The sequence below is a fragment of the Peribacillus sp. P4_D6 genome (assembly GCF_056401795.1).
In genome coordinates, this window is the sequence record NZ_JBFUIQ010000094.1 from 1 (window position 1) to 15124 (window position 15124).

Annotated in this window: 16 protein-coding genes and 1 pseudogene; 11 read left to right on the forward strand and 6 right to left on the reverse strand. The window is 38.5% G+C overall.

The window, feature by feature from the left end; all coding sequences use genetic code 11:
- Positions 1 to 147: 147 nt before the first annotated feature.
- From AC1DVB_RS20260 to AC1DVB_RS20270, 3 genes are all read left to right on the forward strand, one after another.
- Positions 148 to 531: an IDEAL domain-containing protein gene (locus AC1DVB_RS20260; protein WP_057276124.1), complete on the forward strand. Its 384-nt coding sequence runs from the start codon at positions 148 to 150 to the stop codon at positions 529 to 531.
- A 49-nt stretch (positions 532 to 580) separates the two neighbouring features.
- Positions 581 to 895, forward strand: a complete 315-nt coding sequence (gene trxA, locus AC1DVB_RS20265) for a thioredoxin (protein WP_477590669.1) — start codon at positions 581 to 583, stop codon at positions 893 to 895.
- Positions 896 to 971: 76 nt separating this feature from the next.
- Complete coding sequence (locus AC1DVB_RS20270) at positions 972 to 2093, forward strand: NADH-dependent flavin oxidoreductase (protein WP_477590671.1); 1122 nt, start codon at positions 972 to 974, stop codon at positions 2091 to 2093.
- A gap of 531 nt (positions 2094 to 2624) precedes the next feature.
- On the opposite strand, the gene AC1DVB_RS20275 is transcribed toward AC1DVB_RS20270, so the two are convergent.
- The 3 genes from AC1DVB_RS20275 to AC1DVB_RS20285 all read right to left on the reverse strand — a co-directional run bounded on the left by AC1DVB_RS20275 (position 2625) and on the right by AC1DVB_RS20285 (position 5438).
- On the reverse strand, positions 2625 to 3443 hold the full coding sequence (locus AC1DVB_RS20275; protein ID WP_477590673.1) for a hypothetical protein: 819 nt from the start codon (positions 3441 to 3443) through the stop codon (positions 2625 to 2627).
- 491 nt (positions 3444 to 3934) lie between these two features.
- Positions 3935 to 4333: a DoxX family protein gene (locus AC1DVB_RS20280; protein WP_095679715.1), complete on the reverse strand. Its 399-nt coding sequence runs from the start codon at positions 4331 to 4333 to the stop codon at positions 3935 to 3937.
- A 931-nt stretch (positions 4334 to 5264) separates the two neighbouring features.
- On the reverse strand, positions 5265 to 5438 hold the full coding sequence (locus tag AC1DVB_RS20285; RefSeq protein WP_477590675.1) for a Spo0E family sporulation regulatory protein-aspartic acid phosphatase: 174 nt from the start codon (positions 5436 to 5438) through the stop codon (positions 5265 to 5267).
- A gap of 246 nt (positions 5439 to 5684) precedes the next feature.
- Here AC1DVB_RS20285 and AC1DVB_RS20290 point away from each other — a divergent pair, with 246 nt between their 5' ends.
- From AC1DVB_RS20290 to AC1DVB_RS20315, 6 genes are all read left to right on the forward strand, one after another.
- The gene (locus AC1DVB_RS20290; protein WP_034312916.1) at positions 5685 to 6392 is read left to right on the forward strand and encodes a cytochrome c biogenesis protein CcdA; all 708 of its coding nucleotides are present in this window, start codon (positions 5685 to 5687) and stop codon (positions 6390 to 6392) included.
- Between the two features lie 423 nt (positions 6393 to 6815).
- Positions 6816 to 7292: a CcdC family protein gene (locus tag AC1DVB_RS20295; protein ID WP_034312912.1), complete on the forward strand. Its 477-nt coding sequence runs from the start codon at positions 6816 to 6818 to the stop codon at positions 7290 to 7292.
- A gap of 163 nt (positions 7293 to 7455) precedes the next feature.
- Complete coding sequence (locus tag AC1DVB_RS20300; protein WP_477590677.1) at positions 7456 to 8511, forward strand: YeeE/YedE thiosulfate transporter family protein; 1056 nt, start codon at positions 7456 to 7458, stop codon at positions 8509 to 8511.
- Positions 8512 to 8552: 41 nt separating this feature from the next.
- On the forward strand, positions 8553 to 8780 hold the full coding sequence (locus tag AC1DVB_RS20305; RefSeq protein ID WP_477590679.1) for a sulfurtransferase TusA family protein: 228 nt from the start codon (positions 8553 to 8555) through the stop codon (positions 8778 to 8780).
- A gap of 128 nt (positions 8781 to 8908) precedes the next feature.
- Positions 8909 to 9214, forward strand: coding sequence for a DUF3219 family protein (locus tag AC1DVB_RS20310; protein ID WP_477590681.1), 306 nt, complete (start codon positions 8909 to 8911; stop codon positions 9212 to 9214).
- Between the two features lie 80 nt (positions 9215 to 9294).
- Entirely contained in the window at positions 9295 to 9723 is a 429-nt protein-coding gene (locus AC1DVB_RS20315) for a DUF2621 domain-containing protein (RefSeq protein WP_034312903.1), read from the forward strand.
- Between the two features lie 143 nt (positions 9724 to 9866).
- Here the strand turns inward: AC1DVB_RS20315 and AC1DVB_RS20320 are convergent, their stop codons facing one another.
- Positions 9867 to 10022: a transposase gene (locus AC1DVB_RS20320; RefSeq protein ID WP_477590683.1), complete on the reverse strand. Its 156-nt coding sequence runs from the start codon at positions 10020 to 10022 to the stop codon at positions 9867 to 9869.
- 2 nt (positions 10023 to 10024) lie between these two features.
- Positions 10025 to 10216, reverse strand: a pseudogene (locus AC1DVB_RS20325) (transposase); the annotation flags it as partial.
- Positions 10217 to 10684: 468 nt separating this feature from the next.
- On the opposite strand from AC1DVB_RS20325, the gene AC1DVB_RS20330 reads away from it, so the two are divergent.
- The gene (locus AC1DVB_RS20330; protein WP_063576645.1) at positions 10685 to 11830 is read left to right on the forward strand and encodes an exonuclease SbcCD subunit D; all 1146 of its coding nucleotides are present in this window, start codon (positions 10685 to 10687) and stop codon (positions 11828 to 11830) included.
- A complete protein-coding gene (locus tag AC1DVB_RS20335) occupies positions 11827 to 14958 on the forward strand; it encodes an SbcC/MukB-like Walker B domain-containing protein (protein ID WP_477590685.1) in 3132 nt (1043 codons plus the stop codon). The genes AC1DVB_RS20330 and AC1DVB_RS20335 overlap by 4 nt, the downstream gene beginning before the upstream one ends.
- A gap of 66 nt (positions 14959 to 15024) precedes the next feature.
- Here AC1DVB_RS20335 and AC1DVB_RS20340 read toward each other — a convergent pair.
- The coding region (locus tag AC1DVB_RS20340) for an IS3 family transposase (RefSeq protein ID WP_377332686.1) at positions 15025 to 15124 on the reverse strand (100 nt) is incomplete at its 5' end.

Genomic DNA, 15124 nt, shown 5'->3' on the forward strand with positions numbered 1-15124 from the left:
ATATAACTCTCAGCACATTTTTGGAAAAAATTAAACAATGTCCGTGATATTGATTTAGTTTTTTCTTTGCACAAAATGTATATTTTATTAATACAGTTAATAACTATAGCTTTAATATTAAATGAACATAAAAGGGGTGCTAAGGAAATGGTTGAAAACAATCTGTTCAAAAATGGGGATTGGGTACAGGGAAAATCAAGAGATGGGGAACTTATCCATGGTTTCGTTGAAAACGTAAGCGATAATCGAGAAATCGTTAAAGTGAATGTAGTTGAAAGTGACAATGAAAAAGCGGTTGGGAAATCGATTTGGATTCCGAGTAAATGGACTGAAAAACTGCCGGATCTAGAAGTCAGTAACGAAGCTCATCTTTTGGCCTTAATTGATTTGGCTTTACTTTCTAAAGATGAAACATGGTTTATGGAGTTATCCGGTAAATTGGAATCCATCAAAATCCACCCGAAAATAACTGCCCGGAAATCAGAGGTTCAAATCCCGGGAAATAGAATCGCAAAACTCGATTTTAAATAGTGTGAGTAAAGATCAATAATATTTCGGATAATACAAGGAGGAAATGATCATGACAATAGTACATGTTACAGATGATAATTTTGCTAGTGAAATCAAGGAAGGCTTAGTATTGGTTGACTTTTGGGCCCCATGGTGCGGTCCGTGTAAAATGATTGCCCCAGTTCTTAATGAAATCGATGAGGAAATGGGTAATCAGGTTAAGATCGTTAAACTTAATGTGGATGAAAATTCAGATACGACGAGCGAATATGGAGTGATGGGAATTCCAGCTCTGATTCTATTCAAAGATGGAGAAAAGGTAGATCAAGCTATTGGCTTCCAGCCAAAAGAAGCAATTTCGGCATTAATCGCAAAGTATGCATGATTATAATACGCGGATGATATTTAATTAAGGACTTATACCAACCAACAGGGTGGGTAACTAAATGGAGGATTGCTAAATGAATTCTAAATATACACCATTATTTGAATCGTTCAATTTAGGAAAAAAATTAGAAGTGAAAAATCGATTGGTGATGGCACCTATGACAAATTTCTCTTCTAATCCTGACGGGACTGTAACCGACGCCGAAGTTAACTATTATGAACGTCGGTCAAGCGGGGTCGGCATGGTTATAACGGCATGTACTTACGTGACAGCTAATGGCAAAGGTTTTCACGGGGAATTTGGCGGAGATCAGGATGAATTGATACCTAGTCTAAGTCGTTTGGCATCAGCGATTAAAGCGAAAGGGGCAAAGGCAATTCTCCAAATCTTTCATGGCGGCAGAGAGGTTCCACCCGAATTGGTAAATGGTGATGTTGTCAGTGCAAGCAACATCCCATCGGAAGGTGAAGGGAAAGCAGTTCCACGTCCACTATCTGAAAAGGAAATAGCATCGATCATTCTCGACTTTGGTGAAACCACCAGACGTGCCATTGAAGCGGGATTTGACGGTGTCGAGATTCACGGTGCAAATGGTTACTTGCTACAGCAATTCTTTTCGCCGCATTCGAACCGTCGTGAAGACAAGTGGGGCGGTTCTCTTGAAAAGCGCCTGACTTTTCCATTAGCGGTTGTGGATGAAGTGAAAAAGGCGATTGCCAACCATGCCAAGGATCCGTTCATCGTAGGTTACCGTTTTTCACCGGAAGAACCGGAAACACCAGGAATCACAATGGATGATACACTTGCATTAATTGATGGGCTTGTAACAAAGGATCTGGATTATCTTCATGTTTCATTAATGGATTTCTGGTCGAAAGCAAGACGGGGAACCGACGTTGACCGACCTCGGATAGAGATCATTAAAGAACGTATCGGAGATCAAGTTCCATTAATTGGTGTTGGTTCCATCTATACAGCAGATGATGCGATCAAAGCACYGCAATCGGGGGTTCCGTTAATTGCATTAGGGCGTGAAATCATAATTGATCCTGAATGGGTACAAAAAGTGGAACAAGGCAGGGAAGCTGAAATCGTGACCAAAATAAACAAAGAAAATCAGCAGCAACTTGATATTCCAGACCCATTATGGCAAGCGATCATCCACTCTCCAGGATGGTTTCCGGGGATTGAATAAAAGTTCGTAAAAGTACTGTTTGGTTATATAACCCGGTTAAGAAACACATATAAAAGTGTTCTTATCCGGGTTTTTATGTATGGAAAAGTCATTTATATGAATGAGAATCTAAATAGTGATTTTAAATTGAGTCCGAATGAATAACTGAGCATTCTATTTCTAAGCTGATTCGGAAATAAAACAGGGGAAAGTTTAGAGTTTTTATTGACTAGCAATTAAGCCTCACCGGCAGATACATTCGGAAATTTTGGGCTTTCTTTACGGAACGCGTGGAAAAGGTAGGAAGGACGCTAGTTAACACCAGAAGAGCAACCATTAATTAATGGTTGCTCTTCTGGTGTTACCTTCTTTTTAACAGAATAGCTAATATTAAAGATATTTGCAGAGAAATGATAAGTAAAAGAGACAACATATAATCACTATCTAAAGATGCATCATAGCTAAAGATAAAAAATAAAATTACTGATATGACTAGAATGAAAATGAAATTAATAATAATTTGCCTCATGGTGCCCCCAATCTAACAACAGATCAATAAGTCAGCGTTAATGCATATGACCTTGTATCTGTAGTATTATTTGGTGTAATTGATAAACCGGCCGGATAAACTGACACAGAAGGCGTACCAGAAATTTTTTTATGACCATACGTTATTTTTATGTTTATTTTACCATTTTTTGATGTAGGAACATATACGTATTGTCCGATATAGCCTTTATGCTTGGTTTTACTAGTAGAAGCCCTTATATCATATGAACCAGCCACACCAGCACTTGGTTCCCAATTACTTGGAGAATACTTGATTGCATAATCAATCCAACGTCCATTTCCTTGTTGATCTTGAGAATATCTGTGCTGGTGTTGTTTTACTTTCCCTCCACTTGTTGGTAGATATAGTCCTGAACCTGAAGGGAAACCAATTGACATTTTATCCACTAAAGTAAATGAAGGTGTTTTTAGCCATTGAAAGTTACCATATATATAAAATTTATCTTCTTTTGAACGATCACTTTTTACTTTATATACAGTTCCCCCCATTTTTAAAGTTGTTGCAGCAATTGATGCAAAAGTGCTGATTTGCCCTGGTTTAGTAACTTCTGGATCATATATGAACATAAATTCCGATCCAGAATCTATAACTTTAGCCTCCTCTTCAATTAATCGTCTTGAAACTTCAACAGGTAAATCCTCGGATTCTTCTTGAGTATTGCCGACTTCATTTACAAGATAATTCAACTCTTCTGGTGTCAGCCTTTCTTTGCTAACGCTTGTACCATTTTCCTCGGCAAATCCTGTTGCAGAAAGACTAAAAGAAAATAAAAATACTGTCACAAAAGATAAAAGCCTCATTTATTTTTCCCCCTTTTTCTTTTTATGATGGATTTTCCTTTTTTCAAGCTTTAAAAATATAAATCAAAAAAACATGAGGTTATGATCATTCTCGTTATTACTGTACTCTATTATTTTTGAAAATGAGTTTTAGTTTTTAGACATGATATTTCAAATTAGGAACTATTGTTTTCAATCAAAGATTTTCTTTTTTAGGAACATAAAGAATAGGATTCGATGGTACTCTATAATTTAATGGCATTATTCCAACTCCTTTGTGAAAATTACTGTACAAGAGTGATGCTTAGGTAGTTTGCATTTTAATATTGAAACCATCTAATTTAAATATGGGACAACCTATGTAAACTATACTCGAAGAAACTTTCACTCAGTTATAAGCTTTGATAACCACTAGAAAAATCTCTGAATAATGGGGAAAAAGCAAAAACACGGAGTGGTTATAGCCAACTCCGTGTTTTTCATAATATAGGGATTATAAAACCCAAGCTTCCTTAAAATAGAAAGGAATCAAGAGAGTATGGGCCAGCTCCGGTTAGCGCAACGCCAATCGCCACTGCAAGAATGGCAAGATTATATTCATAACCGTTTTGAGTTGCCCAGTAGCCATTTGCTCCATGGACTTTAACGATTGCAACGAGCATTGTAAGTGCAATTAATATACCTGCAAAGGGTGTAAGGAGACCTAAAGCAAATAACGCTCCGCCTATAAGTTCAGATAGACCGGCAAATAGGGCCATGGTAATTCCTGGCTTCATCCCAATTGAATCAAACCAGCCTCCTGTACCTTTCAAGCCGTGACCGCCAAACCACCCAAATAATTTTTGAGCTCCATGTCCAACAAACGATAACCCTATTACTAAGCGTATAACTAATAAACCAATACCAATCATTTATGATTCCTCCTAGAGTTTATTTTGAATTTAGATATCTTTAATTCGAGATTTATGTTTAAAAAATATAGTGATATTATCTCGAGTTAATTTATCTTTAATTAAAGATAATGTTTTTTGATCGATTTGTCAAACACAATTTTTATCATTTAAATTTAAAATGATTGCTTTAGAAAAAGGAACGAGGATAGGTGAAGTTTCCAGGTTGAATTTGAAAATAAATATATTTAGGTAGAAAAAACCATTCCTTTTATTTGTAAGGGATATCTCTTAAACGAATGCCTCCGCTACATACATCTTACATATGACTTTCACACTGTTACTCGTGAATTTAGCTGATTTACTCATAAATTTGTGCTATTTACTCGTAAATTTAGCTGTTTCCCTCGTAAATATTGCGTTTACTCGTGAATTTGCACGATTTACTCGTGAATTCGCTCTATTTACTCGTGAGTTTAGCTGTTTTACTCGTGAATTCCGCGCATTTACTCGCGATCATTATATATATGGAAATCAATTGAGGCCGCCGACTTGGAAATACCAGTTAAGGAATTGATTAAGAACCGGCCGCCATTACTTAAGGTGTTTAGATAATCGACAAAATACTTCATATGTGGTGTGTAGGGATTAAATAACATACACAACCGGGTGTCACATTGGGGTAGGAAGTGGTCCGGACGGTTCTTCCGTCTTTGCTGGATCTCCTGCTGTTCTAGTTGTGACAACCTATCCCCGACATCCCGATGCAAAATGATTCATATGCATTATTTTAAATGGAAAAACAGGCAATGCACATGGCGGTTGCCTGTTTTCTTATATTGCAAAGGTCATGCCTAAGTATCCTAATTGAGAAAGAAGGTAAAAAGGGGAGATTGACAGCAAAATAAATCATATAATAACTTATGTGGTTATCAATGGGAGATGTATTGGATTAAAAATTTGTACCGGTTTTATAAAAAAGTTCATTATATTTATTTAGTAACTGATCAAGTTGCTGGCTATATTCAACGGCAACATGAGAGTTTAAACCATCTTTAGCGACAATTTTGATAAGTTCATTTCTCTTTATTTCAATCTGTTCGAGAAATTCATTMTTTTTAGCCATTATATTTCCTTTCTGGCCCCAACATTTATTTCAAGGTACCCTTAATTTATGTGTTCGTTGTAAAATCTGTATGAATATAACAATTATATCGGCTTGGACTAATGAATTCAAATAAGTTAACTTAGCCTGTCGCCCATCCAGTTATAAGCTATTGGTTGTCATGAAATATTCACAGTTCCATAAATGTATTTTTTTATCTTATTTGTTACAATGTTTATAGGTTGACATACATAGGAGTGAGCTTATTTGAATGATATTAATATGTTTTTAGCTTTTGGGGCGGGATTCCTGAGTTTTATTTCGCCTTGCTGCTTACCGCTATATCCGGCCTTTTTATCTTATATCACTGGTATGAGTGTAGGTGAAATCAAATCCGAGAACGCCATGCTCCAAAGAAGAAGCATGCTGCATACTTTATTCTTCCTTCTTGGGTTTTCCCTGGTTTTTATTGCAATTGGTTTTAGCACTTCATACTTAGGTTCTTTTTTCTCGGATTACAAAGAATTAATTCGTCAGATTGGTGCTATCCTGATTATCATTTTTGGTTTATTCATTGTAGGAATCTTTCAGCCGAAATCTTTGATGAAAGACAGTCGTTTTGAATTCAAGAATCGACCTAGCGGATATATAGGTTCCATTCTTATCGGACTGGCCTTCGCCGCTGGATGGACTCCTTGTGCAGGTCCGCTGTTAGGTGCTGTCATTTCATTGGGTGCAACGAATCCAAGTGCTGCCATGAGCTATATGACTGCCTATATTTTAGGATTTGCCATCCCGTTCTTCATATTATCCTTCTTTGTCGGAAAGTTGAAATGGATCAAAAAGTACAGCCAATACATCATGAAGATTGGCGGATATTTAATGATTATAATGGGTGTGGTTTTATTTTTTGATTGGATGACCAAAATAATTGCAGTCCTGTCTAGACTATTCGGTGGCTTTACCGGTTTTTAGTCCATAATAAGTTAATTTTTCAATATTATTCTAATTGAGGCCAGCTATTAGGTCTTATGGTGCCATTTCGTTGATTTTGGGTATAAGGTCAGTCACTAAGTGGTTGATGAAGGCGGGATTGGGCGGTAAGCATTGAATATTATATAGAAATTAAATCCTGATCTAAGAAATTAAGAAGGAACTTCAGGCAGCGATGTTCATAATGCAAAAATGGTTGACGAAGTCTATAGAAGCCGGGACCAAGGTTTTATCGACAAGCCTTTTGTCGAGGCGGGAATTGGAAGCATCATCAATAGCGGGCTTAATTAATAAACACCTCCTTGTTTATCTTAAATAGGTACTATATACTTTGTTTATAAATTGAAGTCATATATAATTTTTAATGGTACTTACCTATTATTAGTTAAAAGGGATGGTTAAGAGATGATATATATATCAACAGGTATAGCGATTGTGATGGCTATAGGTGTTTTCATATTACGGATGAAGGAAACGAAAAAACCAGTGAATGAAAAGAAAATCATTTTACCGCCGCTGTTTATGAGTACCGGTGCCTTGATGTTTATTTTCCCGATGTTCAGGGTCACTCGATACGAATTGTTGGAGGCTCTTGTTGCAGGAATGCTATTTTCCATCTTATTGATCAAAACATCTAAATTTGAAGTTAGAGATGAAAAAATTTATATTCTGCGCTCTAAAGCGTTCATATTCATATTGATTGGTCTCATGGTGATTCGACTGGTGGCAAAGCTGATGCTGGGAAGCACGATTGAAATCGGTGTATTGAGCGGAATGTTTTTCTTACTTGCTTTTGCGATGATCGTTCCGTGGAGAATTGCCATGCTTTACCAATATAAGAAAGTTAAAGCAGCCAGTTTCGGCGGAGGCAGTATGGTTTGATAATCAAATAATCTACAAAACCTGAGTCGTTATTCATGATGACTCGGGTTTTTCATTTGCATGGGAACTTCATTAGAAAAAAATCAATCCAAAAACCTAGTAATTTCATCCGAATTATATTATATTAGTATTATTATTATTTTACTTAAGGAGGAAACGGTACATGTTACAAATGATTGTGTTAGGGATTATTTGTGGTTTACTGATGGGATTTGTGCTTCAAAGAGGCCGTTTCTGTGTTGTTGGTGCATATCGTGATTTGATTTTAGCTAAAGATGGACGGATGTTTTTGGCTACATTTGTTGTTATAGCGATACAAAGTATTGGTGTTTATGCATTGAATGATACAGGGGTCATTCAGTTTGGAAATGATGGTTTTCCATGGCTGGGAACCATTGTGGGTGGCTTTATTTTTGGTATTGGTATGGTTCTGGCAGGAGGTTGCGCGACTGGAACATGGTATCGTGCCGGAGAGGGCATGATCGGAAGTTGGGTTGCCCTTTTTGGATATATGCTAGGGGCAGCAATGACGAAATATGGTGTATGGAAAGTGGCAGGGGATAATCTGTTATCTTATCGTACAAATGATACGTATATTCATGAAACGTTAAATGTTTCGCCTTGGGTTCTTGTTATTATTTTGACACTCTTGGTTGGCATATTGGTGATTCGTGAATTGAGAAAACCGAAACTTCCAATCTTTAAAATGAAACCGAAAAAAACCGGATTGGCCCACATCTTATTCGAGAAACGCTGGCATCCTTTTGTGACAGCATTATTGGTCGGCCTTATTGCAATCATGGCTTGGCCGCTGAGTGCAATGACAGGGAGGATGTTCGGACTTGGAATTACAGCGCCTTCCGCGAACATTTTAACTTTCCTTATCACCGGAGATGATGCGTTAATCGATTGGGGCACGTTTTTAGTAGTAGGCATTTTCCTAGGTTCTTTCATCGCTGCCAAAGGGAGCGGGGAATTCCGTTGGCGTTTGCCTGATATGAAAACGTTACGTAATAATGCAATTGGCGGTGTAACCATGGGATTCGGTGCAAGTGTTGCCGGGGGATGCACAATCGGAAATGGCCTGGTGAATTCGGCGTTATTTGCCTGGCAAGGTTGGATTGCGATTGTCTTTTTCCTGCTGGGTACATGGGTAGCAACATATTTCACGATCATCCGTAAGCAAAAGCAGGCAGCCGCCGCATCCAAAGCGGCTTAAGATACGAGTCAAAAACTTTTTAATCAAGGAGTGGAATATAAATGGCAGAAGTATTGGAAACGACTGGAATGGTATGTCCATTCCCTTTAGTGGAAGCAAAAGAAGCGATCGCGGACATGGCAAAAGGTGAGGAATTGATCATTAATTTCGATTGCACACAAGCAACGGAGAGCATTCCGCGTTGGGCTGCTACAGAAGGTCATGAAATCACCGAGTTCGAGCAAATCGATGACGCTAAATGGCGTATAATCGTTAAAAAGGGAAAGTAAATTGATTTGAAGAAAACGTGCTCAGGTTTCCTGTGCACGTTTTTTCATTTTTTCAAGGTTGAATAATTGGCGCTGAGAGTTTCTAGTGATAACATGTCTTTAACCACTTTATTAAGGAGATGTTGATAATGGTTGACGAGGTCATTTTAAACGATGTTCCGCTGCAAGTTACGGATTTTCTTTTTGAAACTGTAAAGGATTCTGAAGGTAAGGAAATCAGAAAAGTCAGTTTCAATTTCAAGGTCACACATAGTGAATATCATGATATTACTACACTTCTTTATCAGATGGTTTTTGATTTAAAGATTCCACAGTCAAACGAGGAGTTTCGTGCAGAGATTTTTAACTATGCAACTTCGGTCACGAATCTATATGAAGAAAATGCGGTAGGGGATTTTTCACTCGTCTTGCTGGAAGCGAGCGGTCAAGAATGATTGCATTGCCAGTCTTGTAAAGATATGGGTTACTGTCTATAATAATAGTGACAATCATTCTATACATATGAGGTGGTACTTTGCTTAGCGGATGGTTTTTATGGTTCATTCTATTTTGGGTAGCCCTTTTAATTATATTGATGAGCATAGGTGGCTTTTTCATGTTTCGAAAGTTCCTGAAAAGATTTCCAAAAGAAGATGGGAAATCCGATATGGATTGGGAAGAATACTATTTGGATCAAACAAAGCACTTATGGTCAAAGCAGCAAAAGGAATTACTGGAAGATTTAGTGAGTCCTGTGCCAGAACTTTTTCGTGATGTTGCACGTCATAAGATTGCGGGAAAAATCGGGGAGTTGGCGCTAAAGGAAAAAGCGGGCGATATTACGGAAGATTTAGTGATACGCGGCTATATCATTGCCACACCAAAGCGGGACCATAAATTTTTGCAAAAAAAATTAGCTGAAAGAAAGGTGAATATGGGTCCATATGAACATTTATTCAGCTAATGATGAAAAAAGCAGACTCATTTGGAGTCTGCTTCAGTTTGTAGACAAAAGGGGTTCAGAATAAAAAATTTCGAACCCCTTTAAAAATTCCCTTTGAAATTTTGACCAAAGGTTAAGTGATTTGGGCTCTTCGAGCCACTAGGTTATGCTACTTTAGGACCTTGCCATGTCCACATGGCCATATTCTTTAAATTAATGGCAGTGAAAGTAAGCATCGCTTTCATCGACAATTTTTTAATTCCCCTTAAAGTAGTCCAACGCATACCTTGCTTTTCTTTTGCATCCGCGAATACACACATAATCGTCGTATGGAACGAATAGCGAAGGTATATTGAATGAATGTCAGTTTAACTAAAATAACTGGATCATTACTTCGGCGTCCTACCTCTGAATACATATCTTTCACCAAGTCATAAATGAAAGTGAAGTCAATGGAAGCCTCCATTTTACGAACCAAATGGTTCGGTGGCACCAGTTGATCAAAAGTAATCATTTCACGTTATTCTCGTTGAATAGAATGATGTTTCGAAAGCATCCTCATCACCTCAAGTTTTAATAGATTTATTTTAAAACAAAAAAGACTGTAGGCAAAAGGAGTTCTATCCAAATTTTTAAACATAGTTGATTGGAGCTGGTGTGCGAGACTCCTGCGGGAATAGCGAGTCYAAGGGAGACCCCACAGGCGCGAGTGCGCCGAGGGCGGACCGCCCGCGGAAAGCGAGTGCCTACGTTCCAATCAACGTCAAAATTTGTACAAGCAAAAAAAATGTAGACAAACTCGATTTTCATTGAGTTTGTCTACATTCAGAAGCAGACTCATTTGGAGTCTGCTTTTTTCATTTTGAATCATGCAAAAGAATGGAGCTGTGTGGTAAAAATTAGAACGTTTGTACCCAAACCATGCTATTCGTTAAATTTTTGATATAATAATAGTAAGTAAAATTTAGGACGGAGTGAAACTATGAAATTTATCCATACGGCTGATTGGCATTTAGGTAAAATCGTTCACGGGGTACATATGACAGATGACCAAAGGCATGCACTCTTGCAATTCATAGAAATTGTCGAAGAGGAAAAACCGGATGCGGTTGTGATTGCCGGTGATTTATATGATCGTTCCGTTCCGCCGACTGAAGCGGTGGAGCTTCTTGATGAAATCCTTTATACGATTAATGTGAAAATGAATACTCCGATCGTTGCGATATCGGGAAATCATGATTCTGCGGAAAGACTCGCATTCGGTTCATCATGGTATCGTCATAGCCAGTTATACATTCATGGGAAATTGACAAAAACATGTGAGCCGGTTCGCATCAAGGGCGTGAACTTTTATTGTGTTCCTTATGCAGAACCTGGGACGGTCCGCCATCTTTTTGAAGATGATAGTATCCATTCCCATCAAGAAGCGATGAAGCGGATAACCGGAACGATAGCCGAGAATTTCAATAGTGATGAGCCGAATGTCTTTGTAGGACATGCTTTTGTATTAGGCGGAAAAACGAGCGATTCGGAAAGGGTCTTGTCGGTAGGTGGTTCTGGCTGTGTCTCATCCGACTTATTCGATGCGTTCGATTATACGGCACTTGGGCATTTGCATAGCCCAGACGCGATACGTCATCCTAAGGTGTTTTACTCTGGATCACTATTAAAATATTCTTTTTCCGAGTCCAAGCAGAATAAGTCGCTTTCCATCGTCGATATGCAAGAAGATGGAAGCTTTGATATTCGCTATCGTTCTTTGGCACCCAAGTTCGATATGAGGGAAATATCCGGGGTTATGGAAGAGTTGCTTGATCCCGCTTTCTATCAATCGCAAAAAAGGGATGACTATTTGAAAATAACACTAAATGATGAGGGTGCACTCATCGATCCTATTAACCGCTTGCGTCAGATTTATCCGAACGTACTTCATCTGGAGCGAAAATGGGATTTGACCGACCTTAGGAGGAAAAATTCCTTCACTTCTGTAAAAGATGAACGGAAATCAGAATTGGACCTGTTTGAAACGTTTTATCAAGAAATGACAGATAGGGACTTTGATTCACAAAAGCAGGATTTGATGGTTTCGGTAATTGAAGCTGTTAAGAAAGAGGAGGCTTTGAAATGAGACCGGATATTTTAACGATGCAGGCATTCGGACCATATGCAGGAAGGGAAACCATTGACTTTAATTCCCTTGGGGAACGGACCATGTTTGTCATCTCTGGAAAGACAGGCGCAGGGAAAACAACGATATTTGATGGGATTAGTTTTGCGATATATGGAAAAGCCAGCGGTGAAGATCGGAGCGGGCAAGATTTACGAAGTCAGTTTGCCGAAGATGATCTGTTGACTGAAGTATCATTACAATTTATCCTGCGTGGAAAAACGTATTTGGTGACCCGGTCGCCACAGCAGGAACGGAAGAAAAAAGCAGGTGAAGGAACAACTACGGTTGGAGCAAAGGCTGAATTATATGAGGTATTGCCTGAAGGAAAAAAATTGCTGGGTGCGAATGTAAGGGAAGTTGAAGAAAAAATAAAAGTACTCATTGGACTTGATGCGAACCAATTCCGGCAAATCCTGATGATTCCACAAAATGAATTCCGAAAACTGTTAACTTCCGACAGCAAGGATAAAGAACAGATCCTCCAGAAATTATTTCATACTGAACTTTATAAACGAATAGAAGAAAAATTAAAAGAAGAGGCTTCCATCCTAAGAAAGCAAAGCGAAAAAAGTGCTCAGCGGCGAATTGAATTGATGAAAGGCATCCACCCTGGAAATCATGAAGAGCTGCAGGCGCAATTGCAAGGGGAAGAGCCTAATGAACAGCAGGTTTTACCGTTGTTACAGGAAGTCATTTTGCAAGCAACAGAAAAAAATGAATATATAAATAACCAAATACAGGAAAAGCAAAAAGCTCGTGATCAAGTAAATCAAGAGCTTTCAAAAGCTGTCGATTTATTAAATCGATTTTCGGAAAAAGAAAAACTTCGAAAAGAAAAAGAGGCCCTTGAAGCAAAGCTGCCAGAAATGGAACTAGTGAAAGTCCAAATGAAAATGGCACACAAAGCGGCTTCACTTGAAAAGCAGGAACAATACTATTTGCGAATTGGCAAACAAGTGCAAGATGCGAATGCCGAACTTCAAAAGTTAAGCGAGCAGTCCGAGAAGTTACGAACTGAGCGCATTGAGAAGCAGGATTGCTATGATAAGGAAATGTTGAAGGAAAATGAAAGAGAGCGGGCAGTCCGAGCTGTTCATCAGCTTGAGCAGGTAAAAGAGGCTGTCATGACTTTTGCAAGCTTAAAAGCACAGGTTACCTTAGATGAAAAAAAGTGGCAAACTTGTAAACGACTTCGTGAAAAAACTGTTTCGGAACATCTGTCGGTCGAAGCGGAAGCTGAGAAAGTCGCTCAAGAAAAAACAGAAGCGGAAAAAGCGGCTGTTCTTTATCGTGATCAGGAAATTGAAGCAGAAAGAAATCATTCAGCTTTATCGAAAATTAAAAAGCTTCAAGAAGTTCTTTATGAAATCCAGAATACGAAACGAGTGCTGGATGAAAAGAATAATCGGTTCCAGGAGTTACAAAGAATACAAACTCAGGAGAAGGAAAAACTGGAAACCCTGAATCGAAACTGGCGATCAGGTCAAGCGGGTATGCTTGCCTCCATGCTGCACTCAGGAGAAAATTGTCCTGTTTGCGGTTCGCAAAGTCATCCAAAACCTGCGCAAATGCATGAGCATATGCCGACGGATTCGGAACTGAAAGAGCAAGAAAACAAGCTGAAAACGGCAGAACAACAAAAAAGCCAAGCTGAAAGTGAATATTATCAAGCGAAATCCAAATATGACGCACTGTTAGAGTCTTCACAAGAGAAGCTAAGTGACTTACAAAATGACATGCCGGAGTTTAGGAATGAAGATATTAATGAGCATTTGCTGCAGTTTGTACAAAAAGGAAAAGTGCTGCAAGAACAGCTAAAAGAATTGATGCGGAAAAAGTCTGTATTAAATGATCTGGAAAAAAGGTTGCTGGATTTAAAAGAGAAAGCATCCGAGCTAAAGGAAAATCTGATCTCTTTAGAGAGAAAAGAGGACCAAGAAAAAACCAGGTATATTGAAAACTCTACAAAACTAACAGGATTAACCGATTCCCTGCCAGACGGAATACGGACAGAGGAAGAATATAATGCAGCTTATCTAATGGCTGTAAATACGCAGAAACGCTTACAATCGGCCTTGGAAGATGCACAAAAAAACCTTCAACTGGTGAAGGAAAGAGAATCGGCCATCAGTRCAAAAAAAGAATCCCTAAGTGGAAATATCGAGGCTTTAAATACAGAATTGAAAGAGGAGCGGGAAAAGTTAATTGCGGATATGACCAATCAAGGTTTTTCCAATTATAAAGAATATACGGCAGCAAAAATATCGGAAGCAGCTCTTGGAAATTTGGAGGACCAAGTTCAGCAGTATAATCAAAATTGGCAAAGTGTTTTAAGTCTGTTTCATGATTTAGAAATGAAATTAAAAGATGTGACCAAACCGGATCTTGAAGGATTGAAAAAGACATTTGATTTCATAGATGAAGAATTGGAGTCATTACGCCAAAAACAGAATGAGTTGCAGGCTGAAAAACGGACTAACGAAGAAATCCAAAGGAAATTGGCGCAAATTAGGGAAGAACAGAAAAGTTTGGATGAAAGGTACAGTATCGTCGGTCATCTGTCTGAGATTTCCAAAGGTCAAAACTCCTTTAAAATAACTTTTGAACGTTATGTACTGGCAGCCTTTTTAGATGATATCTTAAAAGAAGCCAATTCAAGGCTGCTGAAAATGACAAGCGGAAGATATCAGTTATTGCGAAAGCTTGATCCAACACGAAGGAATATCCAGAGCGGTCTGGAGTTATCTGTGTATGATCAATATACAGGACAAGAGAGGCATGTCAAAACCCTTTCGGGAGGAGAGAGCTTTAAGGCTTCCCTTGCACTTGCCTTGGGTCTTGCGGATGTTGTCCAGCAGAATGCTGGCGGAATTTCACTTGAAACGATGTTCATCGATGAAGGTTTCGGTACGCTCGACCCTGAATCTCTTGATCATGCAATTGAAGCATTAATGGATATACAAAGCACCGGGAGATTGGTCGGGATAATATCCCATGTCCCGGAATTGAAAGAAAGAATCGATGCACAGCTTCAAGTCATTTCGACACAAAAAGGAAGTCGGACGTCCTTTTATTTTGCTGGTTAATCAAGAAAAAAGACACTCCAAAATGCACATAACCCTGTCAAGTAGACAATAAAAAAAGAGTATTTTTTAAGCTGCGGCCTTTTCTCGATATTCAATTGGGGAAAGGCCGTTGAATTTCTCTTGAAAGCGAGCCGTATTGTAAAACTCTATATACTCTTGAATAGCT

What these genes read in the sequence shown, in the direction of transcription:
- trxA (WP_477590669.1), top strand. Translation starts at nt 581, where the DNA reads ATGACAATAGTACATGTTACAGATGATAATTTTGCTAGTGAAATCAAG.
- AC1DVB_RS20330 (WP_063576645.1), top strand. Translation starts at nt 10,685, where the DNA reads ATGAAATTTATCCATACGGCTGATTGGCATTTAGGTAAAATCGTTCAC.
- AC1DVB_RS20300 (WP_477590677.1), top strand. Translation starts at nt 7,456, where the DNA reads ATGTTACAAATGATTGTGTTAGGGATTATTTGTGGTTTACTGATGGGA.
- AC1DVB_RS20295 (WP_034312912.1), top strand. Translation starts at nt 6,816, where the DNA reads ATGATATATATATCAACAGGTATAGCGATTGTGATGGCTATAGGTGTT.
- AC1DVB_RS20275 (WP_477590673.1), bottom strand. Translation starts at nt 3,443, where the DNA reads ATGAGGCTTTTATCTTTTGTGACAGTATTTTTATTTTCTTTTAGTCTT.
- AC1DVB_RS20260 (WP_057276124.1), top strand. Translation starts at nt 148, where the DNA reads ATGGTTGAAAACAATCTGTTCAAAAATGGGGATTGGGTACAGGGAAAA.
- AC1DVB_RS20305 (WP_477590679.1), top strand. Translation starts at nt 8,553, where the DNA reads ATGGCAGAAGTATTGGAAACGACTGGAATGGTATGTCCATTCCCTTTA.
- AC1DVB_RS20320 (WP_477590683.1), bottom strand. Translation starts at nt 10,022, where the DNA reads ATGTGTGTATTCGCGGATGCAAAAGAAAAGCAAGGTATGCGTTGGACT.
- AC1DVB_RS20280 (WP_095679715.1), bottom strand. Translation starts at nt 4,333, where the DNA reads ATGATTGGTATTGGTTTATTAGTTATACGCTTAGTAATAGGGTTATCG.
- AC1DVB_RS20310 (WP_477590681.1), top strand. Translation starts at nt 8,909, where the DNA reads ATGGTTGACGAGGTCATTTTAAACGATGTTCCGCTGCAAGTTACGGAT.